A 13,469-nucleotide genomic window follows, 5' to 3' on the forward strand; every position below is an offset into this window, starting at 1 on the left:
CGTCGACGAGGTGGTCGTCGAGGTCCAGCGTCTCCACCGGGGCTGCCCCGGCTGCGGTGGAAGCCTCGTCGGTCGTAGGTCACGCAGCGTACGGCTCGGTCAGGCTCGTGCGGCCCGGACCTTCTCCCGCAGCGTCTCGGGGTCGTCGGCGGTGCCCCCGCGCCCGGCGATCCAGTCGTAGACGCCCTGCCGGTCCTCGTGGCACATCAGCCCGACCACGTCGCCCGGCTGGGCCTGGTCGACCAGTGCCTCCAGGCCCGCCACCTCGGTCGGGTACGACGGCACGTCCTCGACGCCCACACGTGCGGCGCCGGCCCGCAGCAGGTCGTCGAGCTCCTCCATCGTGCGCCCGCGCAGGTAGCGTGCCTTGTGCGCGATCACCACGAGGTCCGCGTCCCGGGCGCCGATCTCGCCGAGCTTGTCGACCAGCTCGTCCTGCCGGTCCCCCACGGCGCCCAGGCCGAGCAGGAGGCGTGCGCCCGGCCGGCGTACGCCGTTCATGATCTCCAGCAGGGCCTCGAGGCCGGCCTCGTTGTGCGCGAGGTCCACGACCACGCTCACCGCACCGACGGAGAAGAAGTTCATCCGGCCGGGGTTGTGCTCGGGGTCCGGCCGGAAGGTCTGGAGCCCCTTGGTCACGACCGCCTTGGGGATGCCGACCGCGAGCGCCGCGGACGCCGCGGCCAGGGTGTTCTCCACGTTGAAGCGGGACAGCCCGGCCAGCGTCATCGGCACGTCCACCAGCTCGACGAGGGGGTCGGGATCGGTGTCCGGCTTGAGCACCGAGACCCAGCCGTCGATCACGGTGGTCGCCCGGCCGCCGGACGACAGCACCTCGCGGATGGCGGGCGAGTCGGGGTCGCGGGAGAACACCCACGGCTGCGCCTTGATCGTGGTCCGCATCGCGTAGACCCGGGGGTCGTCCGCGTTGAGCACCGCCCAGCCGCCCGGCCGGGTGATCCGGGGCACCACGCCCTTGACCTCGGCGAGCTGGTCGACGGTGTCGATGCCCTGGAGGCCGAGGTGGTCGGCGGAGACATTGGTGACCACCGAGACGTCGTTGCGGGTCAGGCCGATGCCCTTGAGCAGGATGCCGCCGCGGGCGGTCTCGGTGACCGCGAGCTTCACGTTCTTGTGCGCCAGCACCCGCCCGGCCCCGCTGGGTCCCGAGTAGTCGCCGGCCTCGACCAGCTCGCCGTCGATGTAGATGCCGTCGGTGTTGGACCAGCCGACCATGGTGCCGTCGGTGCGGGCGAGGTGGGCGATCATCCGCGACGTCGTGGTCTTGCCGTTGGTGCCGGTCACCGCGACGACGGGGATCCGCGGGGTGATCGTGGTCGGTCCTGGGCCCGCGTCGGCCGCGGTCACGGTCTCCGCGGCCGCCGTGACCGCCTGCTCGATCTCGCCGCCGGGGATCGCGTCCAGCACGTCGGCGACCGCCCGGCCCAGGGCCTGCGCCCGGCCCCGGCGGCGCCAGGGGTAGGCGACCACGATCCGCAGCGGGTCACTGGTCGGGCGCACCCGCACCGCGAGCCGCGCCGTACCGGCCTCGGCCGCGACGGCGCGCACCAGCCGGGCCACCGCCCGCGTGGCGAACCGCTGCCGGAACCCCGAGCCGGCCTGCCCCGGCCGGGCGTTCTTCAACCCGATCCGGGTCGCGAACCGGCGCGCGGAGGCCTCGGAGACCTCGGCCAGCTCGGTGATGTCCAGCGTCAGCTTGATCGCCGCCCGCGGGAAGTAGAGGTTCGGGCCCTCCAGTACACGCAGCTCGATGAGTGAGGTCACACCGGCACGCTATCGAGTCACGCACCCATGGCGTGGAAGCCCCCGTCCACGTGCAGGATCTCGCCGGTGGTGGCCGGGAACAGGTCGGACAGCAGGGCCACGACGGCCTTCGCGGTCGGCTCGTGGTCGCCCTCGTCCCAGCCCAGTGGTGCGCGGTCCTTCCACATCGTCTCGAGGTCCTCGAAGCCCGGGATCGCCTTGGCGGCCAGGGTCTTCAGCGGACCGGCGGAGACCAGGTTGCAGCGGATCCCCTTCGGCCCGAGGTCGCGCGCGAGGTAGCGCGAGGTGGACTCGAGGCCGGCCTTCGCCACACCCATCCAGTCGTACGCCGGCCACGCGACGCCGGCGTCGAAGGTCATGCCGACGATCGACCCGCCCGGGGACATCAGCGGCAACACCGCGGCCGACAGCGACTTCAGCGAGTACGCCGACACCTGGACCGCCTGCGCGACGTCCGGCCACGGACCGTCGAGGAACTTGCCGCCGAGCAGCGTCTCGGGGTTGCCGTACGCGATCGAGTGCACCACGCCGTCCAGCCCGTCGACGTGCTCGCGCACGGCGTCCGCCAGTCCGGCCAGGTGCTCGTCGTTGGTCACGTCGAGCTCCAGCACCGGCGGCTCGGTCGGCAGCCGCTTGGCGATCCGCTTGGTGATGCCGAGCGCGCGCCCGAAGTTCGAGATCAGCACGGTTGCGCCCTGCTCCTGGGCCACCCGGGCCACCGCGAAGCCGATCGAGGTGTCCATGGTGACCCCGGCGACCAGGATCCGCTTGCCGTCGAGAATGCCCATCGTCCGTGTCTCCTTGCCGAAGCCTCAGTGTCGAATGCGTTGTCGAGTGCGGTGTCGATTGCGGTGCCGATGACGCGGATGGGTCAATGCCCCATGCCGAGTCCGCCGTCGACCGGGATCACGGCCCCGGTGACGTACGCCGCGCCGTCACCGGCCAGCCAGGTCACGGCCGCCGCGATCTCGTCCGGCGACGCGTAGCGGCCCAACGGGACCTGGTCCTTGATCTTCGCCTGCTGGTCGTCGGTGAGCACCGCGGTCATGTCGGTCTCGACGAAGCCGGGCGCGACGACGTTCGCGGTGATCGAGCGGGAGCCGAGCTCGCGGGCCAGCGACCGGGCCATGCCGACCAGGCCCGCCTTGGAGGCGGCGTAGTTGACCTGGCCGGCGGAGCCGAGGAGGCCGACCACCGACGAGATGAAGATCAGGCGGCCCTTGCGCTGCCGCAGCATCCCCTTCGAGGCCCGCTTGGCGACCCGGAAGGTGCCGGTTAGGTTGGTCTCGATCACGGTGTTCCAGTCGTCCTCGGACATCCGCAGCAAGAGCGTGTCCTTGGTGACGCCGGCGTTGGCGACCAGGACCTCGACCGGGCCGTGCGCCTCCTCGACCTGCGCGAACGCGGCCTCGACGGCGTCGGGGTCGGTGATGTCGCAGCGGACGTCGAGCGCTCCCTCGGGGGCGCCGCCGTTGCGGGTGGTGACGGCGACCTTGTCGCCCTGGGCCAGGAACGCCTCCGCGATCGCACGGCCGATGCCGCGATTGCCGCCGGTGACGAGGACTGATCTGCTCACGCTCAGTGACGCTAGCGACTACCCGCGGGTAGGCGAAAGCGGTCTCACTCGTCCTCGAGGCGGAAGCCGACCTTCAGCCCGACCTGGAAGTGCTCGACGGCCCCGTCCTTGACCTGGCCGCGCACCTGGGTGACCTCGAACCAGTCGAGGTGGCGCAGGGTCTTGCTGGCACGTTCGATGCCGTTCCTGATCGCCTGGTCGATGCCGTCCTGGGACGTGCCGACGATCTCGGTGACGCGGTAGGTGCGGTTGGACATCGGGAACCTCCGGGCTGGTGGGCTGGCGGCTGGAGTCCCGAGCCTAGCGACGTAGAGTGGGTCCATGGCTCTGCGGGACCGGCACCATGCACCGGAGGCGGTCCGTATCACCACCGCCCCGCGCTCCCGCGCCGACGACATCGCCGCGCGGCAGAAGCGCTACATCTTCTCGATGGGGTTGCGCACCGTCTGCTTCGTCGGCGCGGTCCTGACCCGGGACAGCTGGGCCATGTGGGCGTTCCTCGTCGGCGCCATCTTCCTGCCCTACGTCGCAGTGGTCATGGCGAACGTCGGGGCGGGCCGCGGGGACGAGGCCGGACTGCCCACGGCGGGCGATGTCGGGCGGGAGCTGCCGCCCTCCGGGACCGGACCGGACCGGCTCGACTGACACGCGTCCCGCAGTGCATTCGACACCCTGTCGTGCAACAATGAACCAGTGAGCTCAGCCTCCCCCGTCTGAGTTCACCTCGATGCCGGACGGCTCCCCCCGTGGTCGTCCGGCATCCCCCATTTCCAGGCTCAGCATGTCCGGAAGGTCGTGAATGTCCCCCGCGCCCGCAGCCGCCCCCGGCACCCCGTCCGGCCCCGAGGAGCTCACCTGCTCCGCCAAGGGCTGCCAGGCACCCGCCACGTGGGAGCTGCTCTGGAACAACCCCAAGCTGCACACCCCCGACCGGCGCAAGACCTGGCTCGCCTGCGACGAGCACCGCGACTCGCTGGGCGCCTTCCTCGGCGCGCGGGGGTTCCTCAAGGAGCGGCGCCCGCTCGGCTCCTGAGGCGGCTTCTAACGCGGGCCGCCGTACGGCCGCAATTGCAGCCGTGTGACGTGACCAGCGCGCTCGGAGCTGTCACCGGGCTGCAATTGCAGGCGTGCGTCACGTCGAGCGGCCGACGTGACTGCCATGCGGCTGCAATTGCAGCCGTGTGACGTGACCAGCGCGCTCGGATCTGTCACAAGGCTGCAATTGCGGGCTCACGACATCACGGGTGGCGGACCGCCCTGCAATGCGGCTGCAATTGCAGGCTTGCGTCAGCCCCCGATGGCGCTCATCGGGCGCGAGGGCTGCAGGAACGTCGGGTCGTCGATCCCGTGGCCGGGGCGCTTGCCGGCGACCGCGGCCACCCAGCGCTCGGCGAGCTCGTCGTCGGAGGCACCAGCCCGGAGGGGGGTGCGCAGGTCGGACTCCTCGCGCGCGAACAGGCAGTTGCGTACCTGGCCGTCGGCGGTGAGCCGGACCCGGTCGCAGTCGCCGCAGAAGGGGCGGGTCACCGAGGCGATGACGCCGACCGTGGCCGGGCCACCGTCCACGGCGAACAGCTCGGCCGGCGCACTCCCCCGCGGCTCGGCGGCGGGAGTCAGCGTGAACTCCTTCTCCAGACGCGTGAAGATCTCGTCCGCGGTGATCATCCGGTCGCGGTTCCAGGCGTGCTGGGCGTCGAGCGGCATCTGCTCGATGAACCTCAGCTCGAAGCCCTCGTCGACCGCCCAGCGCAGCAGCTCGGCGGCCTGGTCGTCGTTGACGTCGCGCAGCAGCACGGCGTTGACCTTGATCGGCCCCAGCCCGGCGTCACGGGCGGCGTAGAGGCCGGCCAGCACGTCGTCGAGCCGGTCGCGGCGGGTGACCTCGGCGAAGGTGTCGCGACGGATGCTGTCCAGGCTGACGTTGACCCGGTCGAGCCCGGCGGCCGCGAGCGCGTGCGCGTTGCGGGCCAGGCCGAGGGCGTTGGTGGTCAGCGAGATCTCGGGGCGCGGGGACAGCGCCGCGGTGCGCTCGACGATCCCGACCAGCCCGCGACGCACGAGCGGCTCACCGCCGGTGAACCGGACCTCGCGGACCCCGAGCAGCCGCACCGCGATGTCCGTGAGCCGGACCACCTCGTCGTCGGTGAGGACGTCGTCGTTGGGCAGCCAGTCGAGGCCCTCGGCCGGCATGCAGTAGCTGCACCGGAGGTTGCAGCGGTCGGTGAGCGAGACCCGCAGGTCCGTGGCCGTGCGGCCCCAGGCATCGGTGAGTGCGCTCATCCCCCCATCCTAGGGGCCGGACCCCAGCCCGGAGCCGCCGTCCACCCCAGACTTCCGGCCCCCTAGCATCGACGGCGTGAGGTCCCTGTCGTTCCTGCTGAGCCGACGCTGGATCCTCTTCGGCATCACCGTGGTCCTGCTCGCCTGGCTGGCGTGGTGGCTGGGCGAGTGGCAGTTCCACCGGCTCGACGAGCGCAAGGAACGCAACGCGATCGTCGAGCGCAACATCGCGGCCGACCCGGTGCCGGTCGCCGAGGTCATGCGCGACGGGGTCGAGCCGGGCGAGGAGTGGCGCGAGGTCACCGCGACCGGCGAGTACGACACCGGCAACACCGTGATCGTGCGGTACCGCACCCGCGACGGCGCCTCGGGTGTCGACGTCGTGGTCCCGCTGGTCACTTCCGACGGCACGGCGCTCCTGGTCGACCGTGGCTGGATGGCCACCGAGAACAGCGGCACCACCACCGAGGACGTCCCGGCACCGCCCGCGGGCCAGGTCGCGGTCACCGGGTGGGTACGCCGCGACGCCACCGGCGACTCCGCCACCGTGACCGACAAGTCCACGCGCGCCATCTCCAGCCGGAAGATCTCCTCGGCGCTCGACCTCACGACGTACCCCGGCTTCGTCGAGCTCGACGCCGAGGATCCGGCGCCCGGGCAACCGCTGGAGAAGGCCGAGCTCCCCGACCTCTCCAACGGGCCGCACTTCTTCTACGGGCTGCAGTGGTGGTTCTTCGGGCTGCTGGCGGTCGGCGGCTTCCTCTACCTCGCGTACGACGAGTGGCGCGGCGGCCCCGGCACCGCACGGCGTCGCAAGGCCGACCGGAGCGCGAAGCGGGCCGAGGCGACCGCCCGCCGGGCCGCGATCCGCGCGGCGATCGCCCGCGAGGAGGCTGCCCGGAAGGTCGGCCAGCGCCCCGGACAACGCCCCGGGCATCAGTCCGGGCAGCAGCGAACGCCCGGACCCACCGCGACCGAGGAGTCAGAGCGCTCGCAGCATGCCGCCGTCGACGGGCAGCATGATCCCGGTGACGAAGGATGACGCGGGCGACATGAGGAACGCTGCGACCCGGCCGAACTCGTCCGGCTCGCCGTAGCGCCCCAGCGGGATCCCGGCGACCGCCTTCGCCTTCGCGGCCTCGGGGTCGCCCGTCGACGCGTCCAGCTCGGCCACCCGTTCGGTGCCCACCCGGCCCGGCAGCAGGCCGTTGACCCGGATGCCCCGGTCGCCGAGCTCGTCGGCCAGCGACTTGGCCACCATCGCGAGGCCCGGACGCAGCCCGTTGGAGATGGTGAGGTTGGGGATCGGTGCCCGCACCGACGACGACAGCACGAAGGTGATCGAGCCGCCCTGCGGGAGCTCGGCGGCGATCTCCCGGGCCACCCGGACCCCGCCGAGGAACACCGACTCGAACGCCGCCCGCCAGTCCTCGTCGGTGGTCCCGGTCACGGTGCCGGTCGGCGGTCCGCCGACCGAGATCAGGGCGCCGTCGAGCCGCCCGAACGCCTCCCGCGCCGCGGCGACCAGCCGGCCGGGCGTCGCAGGGTCCGCGTTGTCGGCGGTGACGGCGACCGCCGCGTCCCCGAGATCCGCGACGGCCTGGGCCAGGGTCGCCTCGTCACGGCCCGAGAGCACCACCTTCGCGCCCTCCGAGACCAGCCGGTCCGCGGTGGCCCGGCCGAGTCCCCGGGCGCCCCCGGTGACGACGTACACGTGGTCGGTGAGGTTGAGGTCCATGGCCCCGATCCTGCCACCGTGTCGACGACGCCCCCGGGCGCGGGATACTGCCGGGATGACGGACCTGCTCGGAATCGACGACCTGCTCACCCCCGAGGAGCGCGACGTCCGCGACGTCGTGCGCCGCTTCTGCGCCGACCGGATCACGCCGTACGTCGGCGAGTGGTTCGACCGCGGCGAGGTGCCCGACCCACGCGGGCTCAGCCGGGAGCTCGGCAAGCTCGGCCTCCTCGGCATGCATCTCGAGGGCTACGGCTGTGCCGGGACCAGCGCGGTCGACTACGGCCTGGCGTGCCTCGAGCTCGAGGCGGCCGACTCCGGGATCCGGTCGCTGGTCTCGGTGCAGGGGTCGCTGGCGATGTTCGCGATCTGGAAGCACGGCAGCGAGGAGCACAAGCAGGAGTGGCTGCCGCGGATGGCGGCCGGCGAGGCGATCGGCTGTTTCGGGCTGACCGAGCCCGACCACGGGTCCGACCCCGCCGGGATGCGCACCCGGGCCCGCCGGGACGGATCCGGCGACGACGCGGACTGGATCCTCGACGGGGCCAAGATGTGGATCACCAACGGGTCGATCGCCGACGTGGCCGTCGTGTGGGCGCGCACCGACGACGGGATCCGCGGGTTCGTGGTGCCGACCGACACGCCCGGCTTCAGCGCCCGCGAGATCAAGCAGAAGATGTCGCTCCGCGCCTCGGTCACCGCCGAGCTGGTCCTCGACGGCGTCCGGCTCCCGGCAGGCGCCGTCTTCCCCGAGGTACGCGGCCTGCGCGGACCTCTCTCGTGCCTCAACGAGGCTCGCTTCGGGATCGTGTGGGGCGCGATGGGCGCGGCCCGGTCCAGCTTCGAGGCGGCCCGCGCGTACGCCGTCACGCGGGAGCAGTTCGGGAAGCCGATCGGCGCGTTCCAGCTGACCCAGGCCAAGCTCGCCGACATGGCCCTCGAGCTCGAGAAGGGCACCCTGCTCGCGCTCCACCTCGGCCGCCGCAAGGACGCCGGCACGCTGACCCCCGAGCAGGTGTCCTTCGGCAAGCTCAACAACGTGCGCGAGGCGATCGAGATCTGCCGCACCGCCCGGACCGTCCTCGGCGCCAACGGCATCTCGCTGGAGTACCCCGTGATCCGCCACATGAACAACCTCGAGTCCGTGCTCACCTACGAGGGCACCGTCGAGATGCACACCCTCGTCCTGGGCAAGGCGCTGACCGGGCTGGACGCCTTCCGGTGAGCGTGGGGCGGACGGTCCGGGCGCTGACCCTGCAGGACCGACCCGCGTTGGGGGCGCTCAGCGAGGAGGCCTTCGGGACGAGGACGAACCCGCCGCCTCCTCCGCCGCCCTCGTGGCCGCCCGCCGGGATGCACTCGGTCGGCACGTTCGTGGACGACCGGTTGGTCGCGAACGTGACCGGCCGGGAGTACGCCTCGTGGTTCGGCGGGACCCAGATCCCCACCTGGGGCGTGGCCGGCGTGGCGGTGGAGGCCGAGCACCGCGGGTCGGGCCTGCTCCAGACCCTGTTCGCCGAGTCCTTGGCCGAGGCTCGCCGGCGCGGGGCGGCACTGACCTCGCTGTTCGCCACCGCGACCGGGATCTACCGCACGTACGGCTACGAGCTGGTCGCCGACCGGATCACCCTGGAGGTGCCGACCGCGGCGCTCTCCGCACTGCGGTCGGCCGACGGGATCCGGCTGCGCCGCGCCACCACGGACGACGAGCACCTGGTCTTCCGCACCTACTCGGCGTGGGCGTCGCGGCACCACGGCCCGCTGACCCGGACCGGGCCGTGCTTCCCGCACGCCGCCGAGGGCGTGACCGAGGCCTGGACGGGCGTCACGCTCGCCGAGGACGACACCGGCTCGGTGGTCGGCTACGCCTCGTGGAACCGCGGCAGCGGCTGGGGCGCCGACTCCCGGATCACGGTGGGCGACCTGATCGGGCTGACTCCCGAGGCGACCCGGGCCCTGCTGCGGATGCTCGGCTCCTTCCGCACGGTCGCCGCGCGCGTGCGGATCCCCGCGTCGCGACCCGAGCAGGTCGACCTCGTGGTCCCCGGCCTGCCGCCGAAGGTGGTCGCCAACCAGCACTACATGCTGCGTGTGCTCGACCTGCCCGACGCGCTGGAGCCGCGCCGGGTCCCGCCGATGCTCACCGGGACCCTGGACCTGACCGTCACCGGCGACGCGTTCGGCGACCTCGACGGCGGCTGGCGGATCACCGTCGCCGAGGGGGCCGCCCGGTGCGCCCGGGTCGAGGACGCGGCCGGCCCGGTGCTGACCGTCGGCGGCCTGTCGGCGTTGTACGCCGGCGCGCTGGGCATGGCGGACCTCCGCCTGGCCGGGCTGGCCCACGGCGGGGACCCGACCTACGACGCGAACCTGGACGCGCTCTTCGTCGGTCCCGGGGTGCACATCCGGGACTTCTTCTGACCGGGCCTCGGATCAGCCCGCGGCCACCGGCAGGTCGTCGATGAACTGGGTGCGGTAGAGGTCGGCGTAGAGCCCGCCCTCGGCGAGCAGGCTGGCGTGCGTGCCGCGCTGGACGACCCGGCCCTCGTCGACGACGAGGATCTGGTCGGCCTGGCGGACCGTCGAGAGCCGGTGGGCGATGACCAGGCTGGTCCGACCCTCCAGCGCCGCGTCGAGCGCCCGCTGGACGGCTGCCTCGGACTCGGAGTCGAGGTGCGCGGTGGCCTCGTCGAGCACCACCACGGCGGGTGCCTTGAGCAGCAGCCGGGCGATCGCCAGCCGCTGCCGCTCACCGCCCGAGAGGCGGTAGCCGCGGTCGCCGACGACGGTGTCGAGGCCCTCGGGAAGCGACCGCACCAGCCGGGCGATCTGCGAGGCCTCGAGCGCCTCCCAGATCTGCTCGTCGTCGGCGTCGGGTCGGGCGTAGAGAAGGTTGGCGCGGATCGTGTCGTGGAACATGTGGGCGTCCTGGGTGACGTAGCCGACCACGTCCTCCAGCGACTCCAGGGTCACGTCGCGGACGTCGTGGTCGCCGACCAGCACCGCTCCCCCGCCGACGTCGTAGAGCCGCGCGACGAGGTGGGTGATGGTGGTCTTGCCGGCACCCGACGGGCCGACCAGCGCGACCATCTGCCCGGGCTCGGCCACGAACGAGATGTCGTGCAGCACCTGACCGGTGTCGCGGGTCTCGGTGCGGGCGACCGCCTCGAGCGAGGCGAGCGAGACGTCCTCGGCCCGCGGGTAGCGGAACGCCACGTGGTCGAACTCGACGCGGGCCGCGGTCGGCGGCAGCGCCACCGCGTCGTCCTTCTCGCGGATCGACGACGGCAGGTCGAGCACCTCGAAGACGCGCTCGAACGAGACCAGTGCGGTCATCACGTCGATGCGGACGTTGGACAGTCCCTGCAGGGGCCCGAGCAGCCGCAGCAGCAGCGTGGCCAGGGCGAGCATGGTGCCGACGGTCAGCTGCCCCTGGATCGCGAGGTAGCCACCGATGCCGTAGACCATCGCGGTCGCCAGCGCCGGCACGGTCATCATGGTCGAGCCGAAGATGCGGGTGATCAGCGCGATCCGGACACCGAGGTCGCGCACGTGGGCGGCCTTGCCGGCGAACAGTGCGTCCTCCTCGGAGCGCCGGCCGAAGAGCTTGAGCAGCATCGCGCCGCCGACGTTGAACCGCTCGGTCATCACGTTGCCCATGTCGGCGTTGCCGTCCATCTGCTCGCGGGTCAGGCCGGCGAGCTTGGCGCTCACCCAGCGCGAGGTCAGGAACAGCACGGGGAACAGCAGCAGGCAGGCCAGCGTCACCTGCCAGCTGAGCGCGATCATCGCGATGCCCACGACCAGCACCGAGATGATGTTGGAGACCGTGCTGGACAGGGTGGAGGTGAACGCGCGCTGGGCGCCGATCACGTCGTTGTTGAGGCGCGAGACCAGGGCGCCGGTCTGGGTGCGGGTGAAGAACGCCAGTGACTGCCGCTGGACGTGGGCGAACACCTGCGTGCGCAGGTCGTAGATCAGGCCCTCGCCGATGCGGGAGGAGAGGTAGCCCGCGCCGACCGCCAGCACGGCGCCGAACACGGCCACCAGGGCCATCGCGAGCGCCAGCCAGAGCACGAGGCCGACGTTCTGGTCGGGGATGCCGACGTCCACGATCCGCTTCACCAGCAGCGGGGTGACGACCACGAGACAGGCGTCGATCACGGTCAGCCCGAGGAAGCCGGTGATCAGTCGGCGGTGCGGACGGGCGAACGAGAAGACGCGGCGGACGGTGCCGCGGTCGAGCTTGCTCTGGGCGATGCTGCGGTCGGTGCGCATGTGGCGCCAGACCTGCCCCATGCCGGACATCCCGGACACGTCACCACCCCCTCTCGTCGGACCTGTGGCGCAACGTCGTCACACCCGTCATTGTTCCGCACGGCACCGACAAGCGGTCGGCGCCGCCGAGGTGCAGGGAACCATCAGACAACTTCAGGTCGACTTGAAGTCAATGCGGCCGACGCGGACGGGTCGATTCAGGCCAGCGCCACCAGGTCGGCGTACTCGTCGTTCCAGAGGTCCTCGACGCCGTCGGGCAGGATCAGCACCCGGTCCGGCTCCAGCGCCTGCACCGCGCCCTCGTCGTGGGTGACGAGGATGATCGCGCCGGCGTACGACCGGATCGCCTCGAGCACCTCCTCGCGCGACGCGGGGTCGAGGTTGTTGGTGGGCTCGTCGAGCAGCAGCACGTTGGCGCTGGAGACGACCAGGCAGGCCAGCGCGAGCCGGGTCTTCTCGCCACCGGACAGCACCGCGGCGGACTTGTGGGCGTCGTCGCCGGAGAACAGGAACGACCCGAGCACGCTGCGCGCCTCCGTGTCGGTGAGCTGGGGGGCCGACCCCTGCATGTTCTCCAGCACCGTTCGTCCGGTGTCGAGCGTCTCGTGCTCCTGGGCGTAGTAGCCGATCTTGAGGCCGTGCCCGGGCACCACCGAGCCGGTGTCCGGCCGGTCGACGCCGGCCAGGATCCGCAGCATCGTGGTCTTGCCGGCGCCGTTGAGACCGAGGATCACGACCCGGCTGCCCTTGTCGATCGCCAGGTCGACGTCGGTGAAGACCTCGAGCGAGCCGTAGGACTTCGACAGCTCCGCCGCCGTGAGCGGCGTCTTGCCGCACGGCGCCGGGGCCGGGAAGGCGATCCTGGCGACCTTGTCGGCCCGCCGCTCCTGCTCCAGCCCGGCCATCATCTTCTCGGCCCGCTTGATCATCGACTGCGCTGCCTGCGCCTTGGTGGCCTTGGCCCGCATCTTGTTGGCCTGGTCCATCAGCGTGGTGGCCTTGCGCTCCGCGTTCGCGCGCTCGCGCTTGCGGCGCCGCTCGTCGGTCTCGCGCTGGGTGAGGTACGCCGACCACCCCATGTTGTAGACGTCGACCTCGGCCCGGTTCGCGTCGAGGTGGAGGACCTTGGTCACGCACGCCTCGAGCAGTCCGGTGTCGTGGCTGATCACGATCAGGCCGCCCTTGTGGTTGCGCAGGAACTCGCGCAGCCACACGATCGAGTCGGCGTCGAGGTGGTTGGTGGGCTCGTCCAGGAGCAGCGTCTCCGCGCCGGAGAACAGGATGCGCGCCAGCTCGACGCGGCGCCGCTGGCCGCCGGAGAGGGTCTTCAGCGGCTGCGCCAGGATCCGGTCCTCGATGCCGAGGCTGTGCGCGATCTGCGCGGCTTCGGACTCCGCGGCGTACCCACCGCTGGCGTGCAGCTCGTTGTCGGCCCGGGCGTAGCGCTTCATCGCCCGCTCGGAGACAACCGGGTCCGGCGAGGCCATGTCGACCTCGGCCTCGCGGAGCCGGCGTACGACGTCGTCGAGGCCGCGCGCCGACAGGATCCGCTCGCGCGCGATGACCTCGGGGTCGCCGGTCCGCGGGTCCTGCGGGAGGTAGCCGACGCTGCCGGTCGTCAGCACCTTGCCCGACGCGGGCAGGGCGTCGCCGGCGAGGATCTTGGTGAGAGTGGTCTTGCCGGCGCCGTTGCGGCCCACCAGGCCGACCTTGTCCCCTGCCGCTACCCGGAAGGAGACCCCCTCCATCAGGAGGCGGGCGCCCGCGCGAACCTCGAGTTGCTGGGCAGTGATCATGAGGGTGGTTAGTGTA

Annotated in this window: 13 protein-coding genes; 5 read left to right on the plus strand and 8 right to left on the minus strand. The window is 72.1% G+C overall.

Annotation, left to right across the window (positions count from 1 at the left end; genetic code table 11):
* Positions 1-99: 99 nt before the first annotated feature.
* The 4 genes from EKO23_RS05550 to EKO23_RS05565 form a co-directional block, all read right to left on the minus strand.
* The gene (locus EKO23_RS05550; RefSeq protein WP_134714930.1) at positions 100-1,785 is read right to left on the minus strand and encodes a Mur ligase family protein; all 1,686 of its coding nucleotides are present in this window, start codon (positions 1,783-1,785) and stop codon (positions 100-102) included.
* A 17-nt stretch (positions 1,786-1,802) separates the two neighbouring features.
* Positions 1,803-2,573 carry an enoyl-ACP reductase FabI gene (fabI, locus tag EKO23_RS05555; RefSeq protein ID WP_134714932.1) on the minus strand — a complete coding sequence of 257 codons (771 nt, stop codon included), beginning with the start codon at positions 2,571-2,573 and terminating at the stop codon, positions 1,803-1,805.
* Between the two features lie 83 nt (positions 2,574-2,656).
* On the minus strand, positions 2,657-3,361 hold the full coding sequence (gene fabG / locus EKO23_RS05560; protein ID WP_134714934.1) for a 3-oxoacyl-[acyl-carrier-protein] reductase: 705 nt from the start codon (positions 3,359-3,361) through the stop codon (positions 2,657-2,659).
* 44 nt (positions 3,362-3,405) lie between these two features.
* Positions 3,406-3,618 carry a dodecin gene (locus tag EKO23_RS05565; RefSeq protein WP_134714936.1) on the minus strand — a complete coding sequence of 71 codons (213 nt, stop codon included), beginning with the start codon at positions 3,616-3,618 and terminating at the stop codon, positions 3,406-3,408.
* Positions 3,619-3,682: 64 nt separating this feature from the next.
* On the opposite strand from EKO23_RS05565, the gene EKO23_RS05570 reads away from it, so the two are divergent.
* Together EKO23_RS05570 and EKO23_RS05575 are read left to right on the plus strand one after the other, a co-directional pair.
* A complete protein-coding gene (locus EKO23_RS05570) occupies positions 3,683-4,006 on the plus strand; it encodes a DUF3099 domain-containing protein (protein ID WP_134714938.1) in 324 nt (107 codons plus the stop codon).
* Positions 4,007-4,160: 154 nt separating this feature from the next.
* The gene (locus EKO23_RS05575) at positions 4,161-4,394 is read left to right on the plus strand and encodes an acetone carboxylase (RefSeq protein WP_134714940.1); all 234 of its coding nucleotides are present in this window, start codon (positions 4,161-4,163) and stop codon (positions 4,392-4,394) included.
* A gap of 254 nt (positions 4,395-4,648) precedes the next feature.
* Here EKO23_RS05575 and moaA read toward each other — a convergent pair whose 3' ends face one another.
* Positions 4,649-5,641: a GTP 3',8-cyclase MoaA gene (moaA, locus tag EKO23_RS05580; RefSeq protein ID WP_134714942.1), complete on the minus strand. Its 993-nt coding sequence runs from the start codon at positions 5,639-5,641 to the stop codon at positions 4,649-4,651.
* A 76-nt stretch (positions 5,642-5,717) separates the two neighbouring features.
* Between moaA and EKO23_RS05585 the strand changes: the two genes are divergently transcribed.
* Positions 5,718-6,683 carry an SURF1 family cytochrome oxidase biogenesis protein gene (locus EKO23_RS05585; RefSeq protein WP_134714944.1) on the plus strand — a complete coding sequence of 322 codons (966 nt, stop codon included), beginning with the start codon at positions 5,718-5,720 and terminating at the stop codon, positions 6,681-6,683.
* On the opposite strand, the gene EKO23_RS05590 is transcribed toward EKO23_RS05585, so the two are convergent.
* The gene (locus tag EKO23_RS05590; protein WP_134714946.1) at positions 6,624-7,379 is read right to left on the minus strand and encodes an SDR family oxidoreductase; all 756 of its coding nucleotides are present in this window, start codon (positions 7,377-7,379) and stop codon (positions 6,624-6,626) included. The genes EKO23_RS05585 and EKO23_RS05590 overlap by 60 nt on opposite strands.
* A gap of 55 nt (positions 7,380-7,434) precedes the next feature.
* Here EKO23_RS05590 and EKO23_RS05595 point away from each other — a divergent pair, with 55 nt between their 5' ends.
* Both EKO23_RS05595 and EKO23_RS05600 read left to right on the plus strand, forming a co-directional pair.
* Positions 7,435-8,604, plus strand: a complete 1,170-nt coding sequence (locus EKO23_RS05595; RefSeq protein ID WP_134714948.1) for an acyl-CoA dehydrogenase family protein — start codon at positions 7,435-7,437, stop codon at positions 8,602-8,604.
* On the plus strand, positions 8,601-9,800 hold the full coding sequence (locus EKO23_RS05600) for a GNAT family N-acetyltransferase (protein ID WP_134714950.1): 1,200 nt from the start codon (positions 8,601-8,603) through the stop codon (positions 9,798-9,800). The genes EKO23_RS05595 and EKO23_RS05600 overlap by 4 nt, the downstream gene beginning before the upstream one ends.
* Positions 9,801-9,812: 12 nt before the next feature.
* Here the strand turns inward: EKO23_RS05600 and EKO23_RS05605 are convergent, their stop codons facing one another.
* Both EKO23_RS05605 and EKO23_RS05610 read right to left on the minus strand, forming a co-directional pair.
* Positions 9,813-11,678, minus strand: a complete 1,866-nt coding sequence (locus EKO23_RS05605; protein ID WP_246050920.1) for an ABC transporter ATP-binding protein — start codon at positions 11,676-11,678, stop codon at positions 9,813-9,815.
* A 176-nt stretch (positions 11,679-11,854) separates the two neighbouring features.
* Positions 11,855-13,453, minus strand: a complete 1,599-nt coding sequence (locus tag EKO23_RS05610) for an ABC-F family ATP-binding cassette domain-containing protein (protein WP_134714952.1) — start codon at positions 13,451-13,453, stop codon at positions 11,855-11,857.
* Between the last annotated feature and the right edge of the window lie 16 nt (positions 13,454-13,469).

It is taken from the genome of Nocardioides guangzhouensis (genome assembly GCF_004519545.1).
Lineage (GTDB): Bacteria > Actinomycetota > Actinomycetes > Propionibacteriales > Nocardioidaceae > Nocardioides > Nocardioides guangzhouensis.

Bases quoted from the DNA above. Each gene is read 5' to 3' on its own strand.
- fabI (WP_134714932.1), bottom strand. From the start codon at position 2,573: ATGGGCATTCTCGACGGCAAGCGGATCCTGGTCGCCGGGGTCACCATG.
- EKO23_RS05565 (WP_134714936.1), bottom strand. From the start codon at position 3,618: ATGTCCAACCGCACCTACCGCGTCACCGAGATCGTCGGCACGTCCCAG.
- EKO23_RS05570 (WP_134714938.1), top strand. From the start codon at position 3,683: ATGGCTCTGCGGGACCGGCACCATGCACCGGAGGCGGTCCGTATCACC.
- EKO23_RS05575 (WP_134714940.1), top strand. From the start codon at position 4,161: ATGTCCCCCGCGCCCGCAGCCGCCCCCGGCACCCCGTCCGGCCCCGAG.
- moaA (WP_134714942.1), bottom strand. From the start codon at position 5,641: ATGAGCGCACTCACCGATGCCTGGGGCCGCACGGCCACGGACCTGCGG.
- EKO23_RS05590 (WP_134714946.1), bottom strand. From the start codon at position 7,379: ATGGACCTCAACCTCACCGACCACGTGTACGTCGTCACCGGGGGCGCC.
- EKO23_RS05595 (WP_134714948.1), top strand. From the start codon at position 7,435: ATGACGGACCTGCTCGGAATCGACGACCTGCTCACCCCCGAGGAGCGC.
- EKO23_RS05605 (WP_246050920.1), bottom strand. From the start codon at position 11,678: ATGGGGCAGGTCTGGCGCCACATGCGCACCGACCGCAGCATCGCCCAG.
- EKO23_RS05610 (WP_134714952.1), bottom strand. From the start codon at position 13,453: ATGATCACTGCCCAGCAACTCGAGGTTCGCGCGGGCGCCCGCCTCCTG.